General features: G+C 63.6%; 16 protein-coding genes and 3 pseudogenes. 10 read left to right on the top strand and 9 right to left on the bottom strand.

Annotated features, from left to right (window positions below; translation table 11 throughout):
• Window positions 1-56 precede the first annotated feature (56 nt).
• The 6 genes and pseudogenes from FNL56_RS19590 to FNL56_RS19565 form a co-directional block, all read right to left on the bottom strand.
• On the bottom strand, window positions 57-869 hold the full coding sequence (locus FNL56_RS19590) for a carbohydrate ABC transporter permease (protein ID WP_168202970.1): 813 nt from the start codon (window positions 867-869) through the stop codon (window positions 57-59).
• Window positions 869-1,804 carry a carbohydrate ABC transporter permease gene (locus tag FNL56_RS19585; RefSeq protein WP_168202969.1) on the bottom strand — a complete coding sequence of 312 codons (936 nt, stop codon included), beginning with the start codon at window positions 1,802-1,804 and terminating at the stop codon, window positions 869-871. The genes FNL56_RS19590 and FNL56_RS19585 overlap by 1 nt, the downstream gene beginning before the upstream one ends.
• On the bottom strand, window positions 1,801-3,123 hold the full coding sequence (locus FNL56_RS19580; RefSeq protein WP_143574642.1) for an ABC transporter substrate-binding protein: 1,323 nt from the start codon (window positions 3,121-3,123) through the stop codon (window positions 1,801-1,803). The genes FNL56_RS19585 and FNL56_RS19580 overlap by 4 nt, the downstream gene beginning before the upstream one ends.
• Before the next feature lie 146 nt (window positions 3,124-3,269).
• Complete coding sequence (locus FNL56_RS19575) at window positions 3,270-3,695, bottom strand: helix-turn-helix domain-containing protein (protein WP_143574641.1); 426 nt, start codon at window positions 3,693-3,695, stop codon at window positions 3,270-3,272.
• Between the two features lie 8 nt (window positions 3,696-3,703).
• Window positions 3,704-3,997, bottom strand: coding sequence for a type II toxin-antitoxin system HigB family toxin (locus FNL56_RS19570; RefSeq protein WP_246661461.1), 294 nt, complete (start codon window positions 3,995-3,997; stop codon window positions 3,704-3,706).
• Between the two features lie 16 nt (window positions 3,998-4,013).
• Window positions 4,014-4,232 (bottom strand): annotated as a pseudogene (locus FNL56_RS19565) (helix-turn-helix domain-containing protein); the annotation flags it as partial.
• A gap of 12 nt (window positions 4,233-4,244) precedes the next feature.
• On the opposite strand from FNL56_RS19565, the pseudogene FNL56_RS19560 reads away from it, so the two are divergent.
• From FNL56_RS19560 to FNL56_RS19545, 4 genes and pseudogenes are all read left to right on the top strand, one after another.
• Window positions 4,245-4,952, top strand: a pseudogene (locus tag FNL56_RS19560) (acetamidase/formamidase family protein); the annotation flags it as partial.
• A 191-nt stretch (window positions 4,953-5,143) separates the two neighbouring features.
• A pseudogene (locus FNL56_RS19555) lies at window positions 5,144-5,484 on the top strand (FmdB family zinc ribbon protein).
• Window positions 5,485-5,720: 236 nt separating this feature from the next.
• Window positions 5,721-6,557: an aldo/keto reductase gene (locus FNL56_RS19550; RefSeq protein ID WP_143574639.1), complete on the top strand. Its 837-nt coding sequence runs from the start codon at window positions 5,721-5,723 to the stop codon at window positions 6,555-6,557.
• 172 nt (window positions 6,558-6,729) lie between these two features.
• On the top strand, window positions 6,730-7,674 hold the full coding sequence (locus tag FNL56_RS19545) for a DMT family transporter (RefSeq protein ID WP_441351238.1): 945 nt from the start codon (window positions 6,730-6,732) through the stop codon (window positions 7,672-7,674).
• 25 nt (window positions 7,675-7,699) lie between these two features.
• Here FNL56_RS19545 and FNL56_RS19540 read toward each other — a convergent pair whose 3' ends face one another.
• The gene (locus FNL56_RS19540; RefSeq protein ID WP_143574638.1) at window positions 7,700-8,161 is read right to left on the bottom strand and encodes an Lrp/AsnC family transcriptional regulator; all 462 of its coding nucleotides are present in this window, start codon (window positions 8,159-8,161) and stop codon (window positions 7,700-7,702) included.
• Between the two features lie 136 nt (window positions 8,162-8,297).
• On the opposite strand from FNL56_RS19540, the gene FNL56_RS19535 reads away from it, so the two are divergent.
• Window positions 8,298-10,655, top strand: a complete 2,358-nt coding sequence (locus FNL56_RS19535) for a transketolase (RefSeq protein ID WP_143574637.1) — start codon at window positions 8,298-8,300, stop codon at window positions 10,653-10,655.
• A gap of 166 nt (window positions 10,656-10,821) precedes the next feature.
• On the opposite strand, the gene FNL56_RS19530 is transcribed toward FNL56_RS19535, so the two are convergent.
• A complete protein-coding gene (locus tag FNL56_RS19530; RefSeq protein ID WP_068735543.1) occupies window positions 10,822-11,058 on the bottom strand; it encodes an Lrp/AsnC ligand binding domain-containing protein in 237 nt (78 codons plus the stop codon).
• Window positions 11,059-11,209: 151 nt separating this feature from the next.
• On the opposite strand from FNL56_RS19530, the gene thiD reads away from it, so the two are divergent.
• The 5 genes from thiD to FNL56_RS19505 all read left to right on the top strand — a co-directional run bounded on the left by thiD (window position 11,210) and on the right by FNL56_RS19505 (window position 15,798).
• Entirely contained in the window at window positions 11,210-12,010 is an 801-nt protein-coding gene (gene thiD, locus FNL56_RS19525) for a bifunctional hydroxymethylpyrimidine kinase/phosphomethylpyrimidine kinase (RefSeq protein WP_143578131.1), read from the top strand.
• A 203-nt stretch (window positions 12,011-12,213) separates the two neighbouring features.
• Window positions 12,214-12,867 (top strand): class I SAM-dependent methyltransferase, encoded by a 654-nt coding sequence (locus tag FNL56_RS19520; protein WP_143574635.1) that lies wholly within the window; start codon window positions 12,214-12,216, stop codon window positions 12,865-12,867.
• Between the two features lie 54 nt (window positions 12,868-12,921).
• A complete protein-coding gene (locus FNL56_RS19515; protein WP_246661016.1) occupies window positions 12,922-13,716 on the top strand; it encodes a UDP-2,3-diacylglucosamine diphosphatase in 795 nt (264 codons plus the stop codon).
• On the top strand, window positions 13,716-14,765 hold the full coding sequence (locus tag FNL56_RS19510; protein ID WP_143574633.1) for a glycosyltransferase family 4 protein: 1,050 nt from the start codon (window positions 13,716-13,718) through the stop codon (window positions 14,763-14,765). Before FNL56_RS19515 ends, FNL56_RS19510 begins: the two co-directional genes overlap by 1 nt.
• A 31-nt stretch (window positions 14,766-14,796) precedes the next feature.
• Window positions 14,797-15,798 carry a threonine ammonia-lyase gene (locus FNL56_RS19505; RefSeq protein ID WP_143574632.1) on the top strand — a complete coding sequence of 334 codons (1,002 nt, stop codon included), beginning with the start codon at window positions 14,797-14,799 and terminating at the stop codon, window positions 15,796-15,798.
• Window positions 15,799-15,950: 152 nt separating this feature from the next.
• On the opposite strand, the gene FNL56_RS19500 is transcribed toward FNL56_RS19505, so the two are convergent.
• Window positions 15,951-18,314, bottom strand: a complete 2,364-nt coding sequence (locus tag FNL56_RS19500; protein ID WP_168204676.1) for a tetratricopeptide repeat protein — start codon at window positions 18,312-18,314, stop codon at window positions 15,951-15,953.

The raw sequence follows: 18,314 nt of genomic DNA, 5'->3' as shown, positions 1-18,314 counted from the left end.
GGTTCGTTCGCGGCTGGCGCCGCGCCCGCCCCGGGATGACGACGCCAAGAGCGCCGTCACTTCACCGCGCCCGCCGTCAATCCTGCCACGATCTGGCGTTGCGCGAACACCGTCAGCAACAGCACAGGAAAGGTGACGATCAGTGCCGCCGCTGCCAGCGGGCCCCAGCTCAATTGGTCGAACGAGATCATGTTGTAGACCGCCACCGGCAGCGTGCGGGTCTCGCGGCCGGCCAGCACGATGCCGAAGACGAAGTTGTTCCATGAGAAGATCACCGCCAGAATAAAGGCCACGGCGATGCCAGGCCGCGCAATCGGCAAGGCGACGTGGCGAAACACCTGCCAGCGGGTGGCGCCGTCGATGATCGCCGATTCCTCGAGCTCCATCGGCGTGGTCTCGAAATAGCCGATCATGATCCAGATGACGATCGGAACGGTCACCACGAGGTGGATGATGATCTGCGGCCAAAGCGTGCCCAGCAGGCCCAGCCACTGGAACAGCAGGAACAGTGGAATGAGATAGGAAAGCCCGGGTGTGATGCGCGCGATCAGGATGACCACCGCCGCTTTGCGGGCGCGCATGCGAGCGATGCCGTAACCCGCGGGCACGCCGACGATCAGTGCGAACAATGTCGCGGCGCCGGTGACGATCAGCGTGTTGAAGAAATACGTCGCGAACCTTTTTGACTCCAGCACTGCGGCGTAGTTGCCCCAGTTGAAGCGGTCGGGGATGAACACCGGCGGATAGGATGCGTTGTCGATCTCGAACTTGATCGACAGCGAGAACATCCAGAGGAAGAACAGTATCGCCGGCGACACGATGACGAAGATTGCGAACGTCAGGCCGATTCGGTGTAGAAGGGTTCTCATCAACCGCTGCCCCCGGTGTCGTTCCAGTGGGTGCGCTGGCGCAAATGCAACAGCGCGCCGGCCAGCACCACGATCAGCGCGAAGAAAACTACCACGATCGCCGAGGCGTAGCCGACGTCGTAATAGACGAAGGCGACGCTGTAGAGATAAAGGTTGATGGTCTCCGACGCGCTGCCGGGTCCACCTTGCGTAATGGCAAAGATGATATCGAAGCTTTTCACGGCATCGATCATTCGGATCATCGCCGCGATGAACAGGAAAGGCATGATCATCGGCAGCGAAATGTAGCGAAAGGTCTGCCACGGCGTGGCGCCGTCGATCTGCGCACTTTCATAAGGCTCTGACGGGATTGCGGACAGGCCACCCAGCACGATCAGCATCACCAGCGGCGTCCACTGCCACGTTTCCACCAGCACCAGGGACGGGATCGCGGTCGCCGGGTGGAACACCCACAGCGATGGCGGCAGCCCGACCAGCGACAGCAGATAGTTGAGAATGCCGAGCTGCGGGTGGAACATCATGGTCCATACCAGAGCGATAGCCACCGGGGTCGCCATCATCGGCAGGATGAACAGCCCGCGGAAGAAGCCGCGCAGCGGAAACTTTGTATTGAAGATGACCGCCGCCATTGTGCCGAGAATGAGCGGTAACGCCACCGATAGCGCAGTATAGACCAGCGTGTGCCAGACCGACTCGACGAACCGTGCATCGGTCGGCAAGCGCAGGTAGTTTGCAAAGCCGACGAAGGCAGGCTGCGAGCCGACTTTCCATTCGTGCAGGCTCATCCAGATCGTGTAGATCCAGGGAAAGATGATCACGGCCAGTACGACGATCATCGCCGGGATGACGAACGGCCAATAAGAGATCGGCCGCCACTGCTCAGTTGTCAACTTGGCCTCGACCGCGGCCGGCCGGACGGCTGTCAGTTCGCTCACGTTTTTTCGCTGCGCTCCAGAATCGGCCTGAACTGGTCGTGGGCCTTCTTCAACTCGGTCGCCGGGTCTGCTCCGGACAACGTGGCGGTGACTGCAGCCCCGACCAGATCCCGAAATTCGGCGACAGGTACGATCACGGGAAGGCCGAGCTTGCTGATCTTGGCCGAGGCGATCACCGAATCCAGCCACTCCTGGTTCTTGACGCCCTTGCGCACGGTCTCGTCGTTGAGGATCGAGTTGCGGAACGGCACGCCGCCGCCACTCTGCAGCAAACGGGCCCCCATGGTCTTGGAGACCGCCCACTGGCAATACAGGTAGGCGGCTTCCTTCTTCGTGCTGGTCTTGGCAATGCCGATGCCGTCGCCATAGGCAGCAGAGAACTGGCCCTTGGGGCCGGCTGGAACGACGGTGTATCCGATCTTGCCGACCACGCGCGATGCATTCGGATCCTCGATCGGCGGCGCCCAGCCGACGCCGTCGATCCACATCGCGGCGCGGCCCTGGGTCAGCGTGGCCATGGACTCCATCCAGTTGAATCCGGCGACCCCGGGAGGCGCGGTCTTGGTGAGCAGCCGCTGATACATTTTGGTGGCCTCGATGGCCTCCGAGCCATCGGTCAGAATGTTGCCCTTGGCGTCGAGGAATTCGCCGCCGTAATTCAGGAAAAAATTGGTCCACAGCGTCATGTTGGCATTGCGCAACCCGCGGCCGGTGAAGCCATAGACGCCGTTCGCGGGATCGTTGAGTTTTTCGGCAGCGGCCGCCATCTCGTCGAAGGTCTTTGGTACGGCAATGTTCTTTTTGGCGAACATCTCCTTGTTGTAGTACAGGATGAAATAATCCACCGACCACGGCAGCGAGTGCATCTCGCCCTTTTCGTTCTGCGCGAATTGCAGGCCGCCGGCGGAAAAGTCATCCACCCGCAGGTCCGGCGCGGTCAGGTTCGGATCCTTCAGGAAGCTACTGAGGTCTGCGAGCCAGCCGGCCTTTTCGAACTGCCGCTTCTGCACGTGATAGCTGACGTGGACGACGTCGAAGCTGGGTTTGCCGGAGGTGAGCTCTATGACGGCCTTCTGGCGCTGCTGCTGCTCGGGGATGACTTCCGATTCGACCTTTATGCCGGTCAGCTCGGTAAACTCTCCTGCATATTTTTGAAGCAGGTCGCCGCGCGGCCCCTTGATCAGGTTGGCCTCGATCGTGGTGCCGGCGTATTTCTTCCAGGCGGGATCGGCGAAGGCTGGAATTCCGGTGAGACCGAGCGCGCCGGTGGCGAGCGTCCCCTGCACAAAGGCACGACGGGTCGGGCCGTGAAAAGCCATGTGTCATCCTCCCTGGACTGCCGGACCCGGCGTCAATGTTGGGTCGCTCCTCGTTGCCCGAGGATGCGCCGGAAGGATTCATAGCACGATGGAGTAGGGGAGCAAGGTCGAGATGGAGAGACGGCGCGTGTCGTTGCGCGCTCAACTCAAACGAAAACCTGCGGTCCGACATTAAACCACTCGGACAGCCATTTAATCTGCCGGACGTTGAGGTCGCGCTTTCCACTGAGGATTTCTGATAGCACGCCCTGGCTTCCCACTTCCGGGAGATCGCGCTGGCTGAGCCCGTGCTGATTCATCAGAAGCCGCAACGTATCGGGCGGCGAAGCCTGCGCAGGAGCCATATGGACATCCTCGTAGTCGCCGATCCGCTCGCCGAGCAGCGCGACGAGGGAGGACAGCGGATCCTTTTCATCGGCGCCGCCCGCATCGAGCAATGCGTTCAACGCGGACAAAGCCGCCTTGTAGTCGCGCTTGGTCTTGATGGGATGCAACGGGATACGGGCAGAGATTGCGTTCAGATGCCCGGTAATGTCGGCGACCTCATCGAGGGTCAGTATCAAGGCGTCCATGAATCGTACTACTTGTGGGTGAAGACATACCTCACGTAGAGCCGCTGCTTGTCAAAATGAAGCGCGGCGACGATCCGGTATTTATTGCCGCCGATATCGAAGACGTAGAAATTTTCAACGCGGTCGACGGAGTTGAACGTCTTCCTGATGTCGGAAAATCCTGCGAAAGCCCGCGACTCGATGATGCGGCGCCAGACCTGTAGCGGCATTCCCGCAGCCGGATGCCTAGCCGTGAAGGCGACAAGAGCGCTGGTCGAAATAAACCTTATTTCAAAGCGTATCTCAAATTGAGATAGACGCAAGGGTCCTCCGAAGAATCTACGCCTTCCTGTGACTAGCGTTCACTGCGATCGCGGCCGCTGCCGTACGGTTCTCAACGCGGAGCTTGGCGCAGATCTGTTCCAGATGTTCATCGACCTTACGCGGGCTAAGGCCCAGGATCTGGGCGATATCACGGTTGCTCTTGCCCTTGCTGAGCCATGACAACACCTCGCCTTCGCGACCGGTGAGGCCGAGGTCGCGGCTGAACTCCGACGGCAGATAGGCAGCATTGTCCTTAACCCGACCCGCGTGCCCGGCCTCGCTAACCCGCCGTTCGGCCCGACCGCCCATATGGGCCGGCTGAAAGGCGACGCCCGCGACAAGGCCGCGGCCGAGGGCGCCCGCACCGTGCCGCCGCGCGAGCATGGCGGCAATTGCGACATCCAGGATCTGTCGCGCGGCTCCAAGGTGTACCTCCCGGTCTATGTGCCGGGTGGCGGTCTCTCGATGGGAGACCTGCACTTCAGTCAGGGCGATGGCGAGATCACCTTCTGCGGCGCCATCGAGATGGCCGGCTGGCTTCACATCAAGGTCGATGTCATCAAGTACGGCGCGTCGAAATACGCTATCAAGAATCCGGTGTTCAAGCCGTCGCCGATGACGCCGAACTACAATGACTACCTGATCTTCGAAGGCATCTCGGTCGACGAGGCCGGCAAGCAGCATTACCTCGACGTCCACATCGCCTATCGCCAGGCGTGTCTGAACGCCATCGAATATCTGAAGAAGTTCGGCTATCCCGGCGCCCAGGCCTATTCGATTCTCGGCACGGCGCCGGTGCACGGCCATATCTCCGGTGTCCTCGACGTGCCCAACGCCTGCGCCACACTATGGTTGCCGACGCAGATCTTCGACTTTGATATCAACCCGTCGTCAGCCGGACCCATCAAGCACATCGACGGAAAAATCCAGATGCCGCTGTCGCCGGACAAATAGCACCTTGGGCTGCGGGACACTTGTCGCCGTCTCGTAGCCTCTTTTTTCACCGCACTATCCGCGTCATTGCGAGGAGCCCTTGCGACGAAGCAATCCAGTCTTTGCGTGCTGAAGCAAAGAACTGGATTGCCGCGTCGCTTCGCTCCTCGCAATGACGGGGATAGGTCCTTGCTTCAGCGTTGGATACTCACATGCCGGTCTATGAATATCTTTGCAATGATTGCGGCCCGTTCACCGAGATGCGGCCGATGGCCGAATGCGAAGAGCCGCATGACTGCCCGCAATGCGCTGCCGAAGCGCCGCGGGTGATGCTGATGGCGCCGGCGTTCTTCTGCATGCCCGCGGACAAACGCAAGGCCCACGCCACCAACGAACGCAGCCGCCATGCGCCGAAGAGTTCCGCGGAATACAAGGCCGCGCATGGCGCCGGCTGTGGCTGCTGCTCCGGCAAGAAGCCGTCGCGGCTGGTCAAGCAGACGTGATCGGGAGCGAAAAGCTCCCGACGGCGCGGCCGTGGATGATCAGCCACTGAGCCCCAAATGTCGTCCCGGCGAACGCCGGGACCCATAACCCCCGTCCTTCGTGAGGTGCGATGGCCTCAGCGTTTCGGCAAAGCAGGCCTGCACGGCGTTTGGATCCCGGATATGCGTTCGCTGACGCTCACTTATCCGGGATGACAGGGGAGATGGCGGCGACACGTATGGCAGAATCCGCTAGATACTGGTCCCCGTCGTCGAACATCGGACGCACGGTGCAGCGGAGGCGTGCGTGCGGCAGCAGAAATTCGGCAACGGCCCCAACGTCTCCGTCATCGGGCAGGGCACCTGGTACATCGACCGCGGCGATCTCGCCGCCGCGACGGCGGCGTTGCGTCACGGCCTCGACCTCGGCATGACCCATATCGATACCGCCGAGATGTATGACGACGCCGAACTGGTCGTGGCCGATGCCATCCAGGGCCGGCGCGACGACGTGTTCCTGGTTTCCAAGGTGCTGCCAAGCAACGCTTCTAAGCGCGGTACGATCCAGGCGTGCGAGCGTTCGCTGCAACGTCTTGGCACCGACCACCTCGATTGCTATTTGCTGCACTGGCGAGGCCAGACGCCGCTCGCCGAGACGGTCGCCGCCTTCGAGGAACTGAAAGCCGCCGGCAAGATCCGCTCTTGGGGCGTCAGCAATTTCGACGCCGACGATCTTGCCGCCGTGGCAAAGGTCGCGGACAAGGGCGCGATCGCCTGCAACCAGGTGCTGTATCACCTGCAGGAACGCGCCATCGAGCACCGCGTCATTCCATGGTGCGAACAGCATGGTGTGGCCGTCGTCGCCTATTCGCCGTTCGGTCACAATGAGTTCCCGAGCCCGCGTTCGCCGGCGGGACAAGTGCTGGCCAGCATCGCTGCCGCGCATCAGGCGACGCCGCGCCAGGTCGCGCTGGCGTTCCTGACGCGGCAACCTGCGCTATTCGCGATCCCGAAAGCCTCCTCGGCCGCGCATGCCGCCGATAATGCCGCGGCTGGCGAACTGCAGCTCAGTGCCGGAGAACAGGCCGAGATTGACAAAGCCTTTCCGCTCGGTCGCGAGCCGTCGAGCCTGCCGATGCTGTGATGGCCGCCGGTTGGTCTGTTGCGGGGCGGCGGTAACCGCGAATGGGCAGCCGGGTGCATATTAGCTGCCTGATATCGGCAGTTGTCGCGAAACCGGGATCGTCGTCTGGTGCTCTGGCATCTGATTCGGGCTGGCGCTGTGCGGCGAGCCCGCAGCCCACGATTGGTTTCCCGTGACCACCCATGTTCCGCCGCCAAAGTCCGTTGTCCGCGCCGGGGTGAAGGGCCATGCCGATCGGCCGTTCCGCGGTATCGCGATGGTGATGGGCTCGACCATCTTCCTGGCGTCATCGGACGCCATGGCGAAATATTTGTCGCGCGATCTGCCGGCGATCGAGATCGCTTGGCTGCGCTTCACGGTCTTCGTGCTGATCATGCTGCCGGTCGTGCTGGTCACGCCGGGCGCGATGCGCTCGACGCGGCCGGTGTTCCAGGTGCTACGCGGCGTAGCGATGCTGTCGTCCTCCATCTTCTTCATCCTCGCGCTCGGCGCGCTGCCGATCGCCGAAGCCACCGCCACGGCCTTCGTCGCGCCGATCTTCGTCACCGGCCTGTCGATCGTCTTTCTCGGCGAGAAGGTCGGGCCGCGGCGCTGGGCGGCGACCATTGTCGGGCTGATCGGCGTGCTGGTGATCGTGCGTCCGGGCAGCGCGGCATTCCAGACGACGGCGATCCTGCCGATCCTGTCGGCGCTGGGATGGGCCGGTGCGCTGGTGCTGACGCGGCGCATTACCGGACATGACAGCGCCGTCACCACGATGGCCTTCGCGGCATTGGTCGGTTTCCTGATCCTGTCGGTGTTCGTGCCGCTGGTCTGGGTCAATCCGGGCTGGCGCGAACTCGGCATCGGTTGCGCGATCGGCGTGTCGTCGACCATCGGCCACTGGATCGTGGTGCGCGCCTTCCGCTATGCCGACGCCTCGGTGCTGGCGCCGTTCTCCTACAGCCAGCTGCTGTGGGTCTCCATCCTTGGCTTCCTGATCTTCGGCGAGCTACCGGACCTGTGGACGCTGGGCGGTGCGGCGATCATCATCTCCAGCGGCGTCTATACCGCGCACCGCGAACGCGTCCGCCGCGCCGCCATCGCGATGCCGGCGGAGCCCTATCCAGGCGCGTAGCCGGCCGTCCCCCGAAGCCCCGCACTCAGACCGGCAGGGCGATCGTGTACTTCACCTGACTGAGCGCGAAGCTGGATTCGATCGAGGCGATGCCGTCGAGCCGCGTCAGCCTAGTCTTCAGGAAGGTCTCGTAGGACGCCAGGTCGGCGGCGACCACGCGCAGCAAATAGTCGCGGTTGCCGGTCATCAGGTAACACTCCAGCACTTCCTCCCAGCCCGAAATCGCCCTGGCGAAACGCTCGAGGTCTTCTTCCTTCTGCCGCACCAGCTTGATCGAGATGAACACGCTGACGTGAAGGCCCAGCGACTTCTGGTCGACCAGCGCCATGTAGCGGCTGATCACGCCGCGCTGCTCGAGCAGCTTGACCCGGCGGTGGCAGGGCGAGACCGACAGCCCGACCTGTTCGGCAAGGTCCTGCATGGTGGTCCGGCCATCGGCCTGCAACACCCCGAGAATCTTGCGGTCGATGGCGTCGAGCGAAGTCATGGAAAGAATTCCCGAGATTGAGGGTTGTGGCGCCCAGTTTATCCCAATTTACTGCCACTTGTCGCCGATAATTGAGAAGTTTCGCGCGGGCGCGCTGCTAGACTGGCAGCAACAACACCCACCAAGCGAGAGCGCCATGCCGATCGAGCCCCGCCGGCTGCAGACCCTGACCGCGCTGGCGCGCAAGGTGCTGTGGCTGTCGTCCTGGACCATTCACAACGCCAACCACATCCGCCCCAACGCCGATGGCCTCAAGGTCGGCGGCCATCAGGCCTCGTCCGCGTCCCTGGCGACGATCATGTCGGCGCTGTACTTCGCGGTGCTCAAGCCAGAAGACCGCGTCGCGGTGAAGCCGCACGCCTCGCCGGTGTTCCATGCCATCCAGTATCTGTTCGATCACCAGACGCGGGACAAGCTGGAGAGTTTCCGCGGCTTCAAGGGCGCGCAAAGCTATCCGTCGCGCACCAAGGACATCGACGACGTCGACTTCTCCACCGGCTCGGTCGGGCTCGGCGTGGCGCAGACGCTGTTCTCGTCATTGGTGCAGGACTACGTCAGCGCGCATGGCTGGCTGAAGGACCGCCGCGAAGGCCGCATGATCGCATTGGTCGGCGATGCCGAGATGGACGAGGGCAATATCTTCGAGGCGCTGCTGGAAGGCTGGAAACATGGCCTGCGCAACACCTGGTGGATCGTCGACTACAACCGCCAGAGTCTGGATGCCGTGGTCCGCGAGGGGCTGTGGGAAAAATTCGAATCCATGTTCCGCAATTTCGGTTGGGACGTGGTGATCGTGAAATACGGCCGGCTGATGCAGACGGCGTTCGCGGAGCCCGGCGGCGAGGCGCTGCGCCATTGGATCGATAACTGTCCGAACCAGATGTATGCGGCCTTGTGTTTTCAGGGCGGCGCCGCATTTCGCAAGCGCCTCAGTGACGAGATCGGCGATCAGGGTCCAGTGTCACGGCTGATCGAGGCGCGCTCCGATGAGGAGTTATTGGCGCTGATGTCCAATCTCGGCGGCCACGACATGGCCAGCATGGTGGAGGCCTTCGAGGCGATCGATCATGACCGCCCGGTGTGCTTCATCGCCTACACCATCAAGGGCGTCGGCCTTCCGTTCCAGGGCCACAAGGACAACCATGCCGGCCTGATGACGCCGACCCAGATGGAGAAGTGGCGCGAGACGCAGCACATCCGGCCCGGGCATGAGTGGGACAAATATGAGGGGCTGACTCAGGATGCGAGCCTGCTCGACGCGTTCCTGAAAGACGTGCCGTTCATCCAGCAGGGCAAGCGCCGCCTGAACGCGCCGGCGATCGAGGTGCCCGCGCAGCTCGCCTTCAAGCCGGCGCCGTCGATGTCGACGCAGCAGGGCTTCGGCCTAGTGCTGCATGAACTGGCGCGCGGCGACACGGAGTTGGCGTCGCGCATCGTCACGGCGTCGCCGGACGTCACCGTCTCGACCAATCTCGGTGCCTGGGTCAATCGCCGCGGGCTGTTTGCGCGCGCGGAGAAGGCCGACCTGTTCCGCAGCGAAAAGATCCCCTCGACTTTCAACTGGGATTTTTCGCCGAAGGGCCAGCATCTCGAACTCGGCATCGCCGAGAGCAACCTGTTCCTGCTGATGTCGGCATTGGGCTTGTCGTCGTCGATCAACGGCGTCAGGCTGCTGCCGATCGCGACCTTGTACGATCCGTTCATCAGCCGCGCGCTCGATCAGCTCAACTACGCCTGTTATCAGGACGCCCGCTTCATGGTGGCGGCGACGCCGTCCGGCGTGACGCTGGCGCCGGAAGGCGGCGCGCACCAGTCGATCGTCACGCCGCTGATCGGCCTCGCGCAGGATGGGCTGGCCGCGTTCGAGCCGGCCTTTGTCGATGAGTTGGCGGTGATCATGGGCTGGGGCTTTGCGCATATGCAGGCGGATGACGGCGGCGCGGTCTATTTGCGGCTGTCGACGCGGACGATCGAGCAGCCGCAGCGGATGATGACGCCGGAATTGCAGCAGGGCATCACCGACGGCGCTTACTGGCTGCGCAAGCCTGGCGCCAATTGCGATCTGGTGATTGCCTATACCGGCGCGGTGGCACCGGAGGCGATCGAGGCCACGGGCCTGCTCGGCGACAGCCACCGCGACATCGGCCTGCTGGCGATCACCTCGGCCGACCGGCTGCAGGCCGGCTGGACGGCCGCGCGAAAAATCCGCCGCGGCCGGCGCGACAAATCGCATCTCAGCCATATCGAGAAACTGCTGGCGCCGCTGCCGCGCGATTGCGGCATCGTCAGCGTGATCGATGGCCATCCGGCGACGCTGGGCTGGCTCGGCAGCGTCGGCGGCCACCGGCTCGAAGCGCTGGGGGTCGAGAGCTTCGGCCAGACCGGCACCATCGGCGATCTCTACCGCCACCACGGCATCGACGCCAATGCGATCATCGATGCGGCCGAAGGCCTCAGCGGCGTTCCGGTGCTGCACCGGAAGATGGCGGTGTAGGCGAGACGGCTGATGCTCAGCGCACCTCTCCCATAGGGAGAGGTCGGATGGCGGAGCGTAGCGAAGACATCCGGGTGAGGGGTTACGGACTATCGATGGCGCGGCGCCCCCTCACCCGGCGCTTCGCGCCGACCTCTCCCCGGCGGGGAGAGGTGAAGAGACCGTCTCAGAACGCCTTGAACGTGATGATCGTGTGGGTGTCCTGGATGCCCGGGATGGTCTGCACCTTTTCGTTGACGAAATGGCCGATGTCGGTGGCGTTATCGACGTAGAATTTCACCAGCAGATCGTAATGCCCGGCCGTCGAGTAAATCTCCGAGGCGATCTCGGCTTCGGCCAGCGCATTGGCGACGGCGTAGGACTGGCCAAGCTTGCACTTGAACTGGACAAAGAAGGGGACCATCGGGATTCTCCGCAACGTATTCGATTTCGCCGCCATCAAGCCCAAAACGGGGGGCCGTGGCAAGCCGCGGCGGCGCCCGGTTGCCGCTCCGGGCTCGCCGGGCTAGGACTCATGGATCAGGCGGTATCCGCCGGCTTTCAAGCGAGTTTCCATGCCCACGCCCGTAGCATTGACGATTGCCGGTTCGGATTCCTCGGGCGGCGCCGGCATTCAGGCCGATCTAAAGACCTTTGCCGCCTGCGGCGTCTATGGCGCCTCGGCGATCACGGCGCTGACGGCGCAGAATACACGCGGCGTCACCGGCGTGTTCCCGGTGCCGGCGGGGTTCGTCACCGAGCAGATCGATGCGGTGTTCGGTGATCTCGAGGTCGGCGCCGTCAAGATCGGCATGGTGTCGCAGCAGGACGTGATCGCTGCGATCGCCGCCGGGATCGTGCGCTGGACGCCGAAGCATGTGGTGCTCGATCCAGTGATGGTCGCCACCTCCGGCGATCGCCTGCTGGCGCCCGAGGCCGTCGAGGCGCTGCGCGCACAGCTCATTCCGCTCGCCGATCTCATCACGCCCAATCTGCCGGAGGCCGCCGCTTTGCTCGACGCGGCGATCGCGGTGAGCGAGACGGAGATCGAGGCGCAGGGAAGGCGGCTGCTGACGCTCGGTTGCAAGGCGGTGCTGATCAAGGGTGGCCACGGCACGGGTGCGCAGAGCATCGATTATTTCGTCACATCCGATGCCACGCTGGCGCTGCCGGCGCCGCGCGTCGAGACGCGAAACACCCACGGCACCGGATGCTCGCTGTCCTCGGCCATCGCTGCGGCGCTGGCGAAGGGGAAGTCGCTGGAGCGCGCGGTGCGGTTCGGCAAGGCCTATGTCAGCGCGGCGATCGAGGCCGCGGATCGCTTCACGGTCGGGCACGGCCACGGGCCGGTGCACCATTTTCACAAGTATTATTAGCGCTCTTTTGTAGCCCGGATGAGCGGAGCGACATCCGGGGAAAGCGCTTCTACCAGACTGTCGACCCCGGATTTCGCTGCGCTCCATCCGGGCTACGAAGGTGCGCTGCGACATCCTGTCGTCGCTTTGTCGCACTCGCTTGATACCACCCGGTCAGCCAACGAGGTGTCCGATTCTCCCGGACCCGCTGAACGGATGGGCGCATGACGACGCTGGATCTAGATACGTCGGTAGTCGCGAACGCCTATGCGAAGTGGGCGCCGATCTATGATGCGGTGTGCGGTCCGGTGATGCTGAAGGGCCGTCGCGCGGCGGCTGCGGCGGCTCGCAGCGTCGGCGGCAAGATCCTCGAGGTCGGCGTCGGCACCGGCCTGTCGTTCGACGACTACGATGCCACGACCGAAATCACCGGCATCGACCTCAGCGCGCCGATGCTCGACAAGGCCCGTGCCAAAATGGCCAGCGGGCGCTATCCGTGGGTCCGCTCGGTGCAGCAGATGGATGCGCATGCGATGGAATTCGCTGACGCGACGTTCGAATGCGTCGTCGCCCAATTCGTCATCACGCTGGTGGAAAATCCCGAGCAGGTGCTGTCGGAGTGCCATCGCGTGGTGAAGCCGGGCGGTCGCATCATTCTGGTCAACCATCTGTATTCCGAGACCGGCCTGGCCGCCGCGGTCGAGCGCTGGGCGGCGGTAAAGACCCGCGCGATGGGGCTGCGCCCGGAATTTCCCTTCGCGCGGCTGCAGGCGTGGTCGCAGGCCACCTCGCAATCCATCCTGGTCGAGCGGCGCAGACTGGCGCCGTTCGGCATCTACACCCTGGTAACGTTCGAACGCGAGGAACAAGCGGCCTAGCGTCACCATGGTGTCATGAGACTCCGCTAGTCGCTCTTTATGGAAACAGACGTGATGAGTGAAGGCAACGAACGACGCTTTCGCACCTTGTTTATCTCCGACGTCCATCTGGGCGCACGGGGATCGCAGGCCGACCGGCTACTGGATTTTCTGCGCACCCACGACGCCGACACCATCTATCTCGTTGGCGACATCGTCGATGGCTGGGCGCTGAAGTCCGGCTGGCACTGGCCGCAATCGCATAATGACTTCGTGCAGAAGATGCTGCGCAAGGCCCGCAAGGGCGCCAAGATCATCTATGTGCCCGGCAATCACGACGAATTCCTGCGCAATTACTACGGCACCCATTTCGGCGGCATCGACGTGGTCGAGACCGCGATTCACACCGGCGTCGACGGCAAGCGCTATCTGGTGATCCACGGCGATATCTTCGATCTCGTGGTGCAGAATGCACGCTGGCTCGCCCATCTCGGCGACAAGGCCTATGATTTCGCGATCCAGATGAACCGGCTGGTCAACGCCTTCCGGCGCTGGTTCGGCGTTCCCTACTGGTCGCTGTCGCAATGGGCCAAGCTGAAGGTCAAGAACGCCGTCAACTTCATCGGCGCGTTCGAGGAGACGCTGGCGACGGAAGCCCGCCGGCAGGGCGCCGACGGCGTGATCTGCGGCCACATCCACACCGCCGCCATCCGCGACAATCACGGCGTCCGCTATATGAATTGCGGCGACTGGGTCGAGAGCTGCACCGCGCTTGCCGAGCATGAAGACGGCCGCTTCGAGATCATCACCTGGACCGATCCGCTGCGGCGCGCCGTGCCGGTGCGTGCGGTCGCCACCAGGGCGGCGTGATGCGCGTCCTCGTCGCCACCGACGCCTGGCACCCGCAAGTCAACGGCGTCGTGCGGACGTTGACGATGATGGCGGAAGCCGCGAAGGGCCTCGGCGTCGAAGTGAGTTTTCTGACGCCAAAATCGTTTCGTACCTTCGCGCTGCCGAGCTACGCCGATTTGCGCGTCGCCTTTCCGGGACGTCGCAAGATTGCGCGGCTGATCGAGGAGGCTCGGCCCGACAACATTCACATCGCCACCGAAGGCCCGATTGGATTTGCCGTGCGGGCCTATTGCCGGCGCCGCCGCATTCCCTTCACCACGAGTTTCCACACCCGCTTTCCGGAATATATTTCGGCGCGGCTGCCGATCCCGGAATCCTGGATCTGGGCGGGGTTGCGTCGCTTCCATGGCGCCAGTTCCGCGGTAATGGCCGCGACGCCGGCGCTGGCCAACGAGTTGCGCGGCCGCGGCTTTCGCAACGTCGTGCTGTGGTCGCGCGGCGTCGATGCCACGCTGTTCCATCCCCGCCCGGTCGATCTCGGATTTCCGAAGCCGATCTTCCTGTCGGTCGGCCGCGTCGCCGTCGAGAAGAATCTCGAAGCCTTCCTCGACCTCGATCTGCCGGGCAGCAAGGTTGTTGTCGGCGACGGCCCGGCGCGAGCCATGCTGGAAGCAAAATATCCCAAGGCGATCTTCCTCGGCGCGCTGCAGGGCGAGGCGCTGGCCGCGGCCTATGCCGGCGCCGACGTCTTCGTGTTTCCCAGCAAGACCGACACCTTCGGGCTGGTGCTGCTCGAAGCATTGGCGAGCGGCGTGCCGGTCGCGGCATTCCCGGTGACGGGACCGCGCGACGTGATCGGCGCCGCCCCGGTCGGCGTCCTCAGCGACGACCTGCGGGAGGCCTGCCTCGGCGCCTTGCAATTGCTGCCGCAGGCCTGCCTGCGGTTTGCCGCTTCTCACACCTGGGAGGCCTCGGCCCGGGCCTTCATCGGCAATATCAGCCGGGTCCGCGCCGAGCCGGGCGGAAATGCCAAACCGTCGCCGGAGCATCCCGCGATCGCGACTTGATCGCCTGCGACGGCGCGCGATACAAAGCGGCATGACACATGCCCCAATGCCGATCTCCGTCGCCGATATCGATGCCGCAGCCGAGGTGATTGCGCCCTATGCGGTGCGGACGCCGTTGCTGACCTCGCCTGCGCTCGATGCGCTGACCGGCGGGCGCATCTTCATCAAGCCCGAAGTGCTGCAGCGGACCGGCTCGTTCAAGTTTCGCGGCGCCTTTAACAAGCTGGCCTCGATCCCGCAGGCCGCGCGCGGCGGCGGCGTGGTGGCGTTCTCGTCTGGCAACCACGCGCAGGGCGTCGCCGCGGCGGCGCAGATCCTGGGCATGCAGGCGACCATCGTGATGCCCGCCGATTCGCCCGCCTCCAAGCGCGAACGAACCCGCGGCTATGGCGCCGAGGTCGTGTTGTACGATCGCTATACCGAGGACCGCGAAGCCATCGCCAGCGCGATCGCTGGCAAGCGCGGCGCGACGCTGGTGCCGCCCTATGACGATCTGTTTGTGATGGCCGGGCAGGGCACCGTCGGCCGCGAGATCGCCGAAGACCTGGCGGTCTTGGGCGTGGCGCCGGATATCGTCTCGGCGCAAGCATCGGGTGGCGGGCTGATCGCCGGCATTGCCCTATCGGTGAAGGCGAAGTTTCCGGAGACGTCGATCATTGTTGCGGAGCCGGCCGGCTTCGACGACCACACGCTGTCGCTGCGTGCCGGCCAGCGCGTGGCGCATCCCAATGATGGCAAGACGTTCTGCGACGCGCTGATGGCCATGATGCCCGGCGAATTGACGTTTGCAGTCAACAGCCAGCTGCTTGCCGGCGGCGTCAGTGCGACGGATGAAGAAGTTGCCAAGGCGATGGCCTTCGCGTTCCGCGATCTCAAGCTGGTGGTCGAGCCCGGCGGCGCGGTGGCGCTGGCGGCCTTGATGACCGGCAAGATCGATGCTCGCGGCAAGGTCGCGGTGATCGTATTATCCGGCGGCAATGTCGATGCGGATCTGTATGCGAATGTGATCAACGCGAATTGGCCAGGCAATTGATCTTCTGGATCTAATTTCGCCGTTAGGCAGCACGGCCGACATGGACGGAGTTGCGCAGGGGGAAGTGCTGCGATTGCCCCGCAACGGACGTGCGGGCAGAGACAGCCCTGCATCGACTTCTTGAGACAGCCGGCCAGAGTTATTGCGGTCTCTTATGGTTTGCTAAGCGGGATAGCTCGGCGAAGTCCCTCAATCAGATTAGCTAGATTCGGGTCGGGTGGCCCGACCGTCGCGAGTTGTTCCGCGTAGCCGAGCGCCGCAGCTGCATCCCCGGCGTTGCGGCTGAACGAGACGAGGGCCTGAAGGACCTCGCGATCGGTCGGATGGTTGCGCAGCGCTTCCTTCAAGACGGTCATCGCTTCCTCATAACGGCCAGCGGAATGCAGCGCGACGGCATAGACGTAGCCATAGCGCGGCTGGTTCGGCTCGAGTTCCCTGGCTTGACGCAACTCGTCGAGCGCACTTTCGGGCCGTTTCAGTCGTGTCAGTACCAGGCCCAGCGCATGGTGGAGGGCTGCGTCGCGCGGTGAGACCGCGAGCGCCGTGTTCAGGACTATTTCGCCTTCACCGTCCCGGCCGCGTTGCCGATAGAGATCTGCGAGGTTGATCGCCGCCGTGGTATGGAGCGGACTGAGCCTGAGGGCAGCCCTGTATTCGTCCTCGGCTTCCTGCATCCTGGCCCGCCGCACAAGAAAATCCCCGAGCGTGGTCCGGGCTTCCGGTCTCATCGCGTTGGCGCGCTGATCGGCGATGAATTCGGCCGCGGCCTTATCAAAGCCTGCACGATCCGGTGGAGGCTGGCTTGCGGAAGCGACGCCCGCGAGCAAAGAAACCGCTCTGATGCGAACGCCCCGGACGGGATCTGACAACAGCGGTGCCACAAGCGACCAGACCGGCTCACCGGGCAAGTTTTGCAGCATGTTAAGGGCGCTGATCCGCACCATTGGATCGGGATCGACGAGCGCCGTGCGGGCCGTCGCGACGGTCTTCGGTGTAGCGCGCGAGGCCAGTTCGTCGAGTGCGCTGGAGCGCGCCACGGCCGGCGCCTGGCGATCTGCCGCCAACACCGAGAGCAGCGCGGCGGCGTCGGCCTGGTCGCTGCGGGCGGCGTGAAATGCCGCACCAAAAGCCTGGAATCCCTTGCGGTCTGGCCCGAACCATCGTTCGACGGCAGCAGCCGACCATTGCGGTGACTTGTCACGGTGGCAGTCGTTGCAGGCGTTCGGCGTTCCCAGCGTGACCGAAAGATCGGGGCGAGGGACCCTGAAGCTGTGATCGTGTCTGGTATCGACCACCATGTATGTTCGGACCGGCATGTGGCAGGAAATGCAAGTCGGCGCCGCGTCGCCCGCGGCGTGACGGCGATGTTTCAAGTCGGAATATTTGTCGGGCGCGTGACATTGCAGACAGACAGCCTCGCCCGACAGCCGAAGCTTTGCGCTGTGCGGATCGTGGCAGTCGCTGCAGGTGACGCCGGCAGCAAACATCTTGCCTTGCTTGAACGGCGTATAATTATACGGCTCCTCGATGTCGCGGATCTGCCCGTCGGCATGATAGGTGCCGCGCGCGAGCGGCTCAACCACGTGGGTTTGCGAGAGCCATTCACCGGGTATCCAGTCCTCATGAGACCCGGCCCGCCGGGCGTGACAGAGGCCACAGGTCTCGACTTCCTTGCGGAGCGTCGCCGGCTCCGCGGAGCGCCGTGCGTTTCCGGTCCGGTGATCGATTGGCCAAGTGATGCCGGATCGCTCGTCAAAACGAACCAGCAGTCCCTTGCTAGGGTCCTGGCGCTGGCGAAATACCCACCGGCTGCTTTGCTCGCGCGCCCAGGCGGCGTGGCGCGAGCCCTGCCCATGACAGGCCTCGCAACCCACGCTGATCTCCGCCCACGTCGTGGCAAAGCGGTCCGTCCGGGCATCGTAATTCTTGCGCAGGCCGGTCGAGTGACATTCCGCGCACATGAAATTCCAGTTCTGGTTCAGCCTGGTCCAATGCAGAACATCGTCGTGCTTGATTTCCTCGGCCGGAGACAGGTGCAACCAGCGTTGTCCACCGCTGTCCTTGGACCGACTGTCCCAAGCGATCGGAAGCGCCTGAATGCGACCGTCAGGGAATTCAACAAGATATTGCTGCAGCGGATCGACGCCAAAGGTGTATTTCGCCTCGAAGATGGCAAGCTTGCCATCGGGGCCGTCGGTCTCGACCAGGAATTTGTTGTCCTTGCGAAAGAAGCGCGAGCGAATTCCGTAGTGGTCGAAGCTTACATCGTTGAAATTTCCGAGCACAGTAGCGTCGGTCGCATGTTGCATCGCCGCCTTATATTGCGATGCATTCCACAGCTTGGCCTCCCCCTGGTGACAGCCAGCGCATGTCTCACTCCCGACGAAGGTCGCGACCGAAGACTCTTTTCGGTTCAAGGCCCATTCGCTGCCGCCGAGGAAATAGAGAACAGCGCAGAAGGCGAACCCAACCGCCGCAATGACTGTCACCGCAGTCCATATCGCGCGCTTCGGCAT

Origin of the sequence: Tardiphaga sp. vice304 (assembly GCF_007018905.1) — a bacterium.
Lineage (GTDB): Bacteria > Pseudomonadota > Alphaproteobacteria > Rhizobiales > Xanthobacteraceae > Tardiphaga.
The sequence above is the reverse complement of the archived record's forward strand: the minus strand, read 5'-3'. Positions and strand labels throughout refer to the sequence as shown.

Excerpts from the sequence above, each read along its gene's own strand:
- FNL56_RS19590 (WP_168202970.1), bottom strand. The coding sequence starts at position 869 with ATGAGAACCCTTCTACACCGAATCGGCCTGACGTTCGCAATCTTCGTC.
- FNL56_RS19580 (WP_143574642.1), bottom strand. The coding sequence starts at position 3,123 with ATGGCTTTTCACGGCCCGACCCGTCGTGCCTTTGTGCAGGGGACGCTC.
- FNL56_RS19575 (WP_143574641.1), bottom strand. The coding sequence starts at position 3,695 with ATGGACGCCTTGATACTGACCCTCGATGAGGTCGCCGACATTACCGGG.
- FNL56_RS19540 (WP_143574638.1), bottom strand. The coding sequence starts at position 8,161 with ATGACTTCGCTCGACGCCATCGACCGCAAGATTCTCGGGGTGTTGCAG.
- FNL56_RS19535 (WP_143574637.1), top strand. The coding sequence starts at position 8,298 with ATGCCGATCGAGCCCCGCCGGCTGCAGACCCTGACCGCGCTGGCGCGC.
- FNL56_RS19530 (WP_068735543.1), bottom strand. The coding sequence starts at position 11,058 with ATGGTCCCCTTCTTTGTCCAGTTCAAGTGCAAGCTTGGCCAGTCCTAC.
- thiD (WP_143578131.1), top strand. The coding sequence starts at position 11,210 with ATGCCCACGCCCGTAGCATTGACGATTGCCGGTTCGGATTCCTCGGGC.
- FNL56_RS19520 (WP_143574635.1), top strand. The coding sequence starts at position 12,214 with ATGACGACGCTGGATCTAGATACGTCGGTAGTCGCGAACGCCTATGCG.
- FNL56_RS19515 (WP_246661016.1), top strand. The coding sequence starts at position 12,922 with ATGAGTGAAGGCAACGAACGACGCTTTCGCACCTTGTTTATCTCCGAC.
- FNL56_RS19510 (WP_143574633.1), top strand. The coding sequence starts at position 13,716 with ATGCGCGTCCTCGTCGCCACCGACGCCTGGCACCCGCAAGTCAACGGC.
- FNL56_RS19505 (WP_143574632.1), top strand. The coding sequence starts at position 14,797 with ATGACACATGCCCCAATGCCGATCTCCGTCGCCGATATCGATGCCGCA.
- FNL56_RS19500 (WP_168204676.1), bottom strand. The coding sequence starts at position 18,314 with ATGCCGAAGCGCGCGATATGGACTGCGGTGACAGTCATTGCGGCGGTT.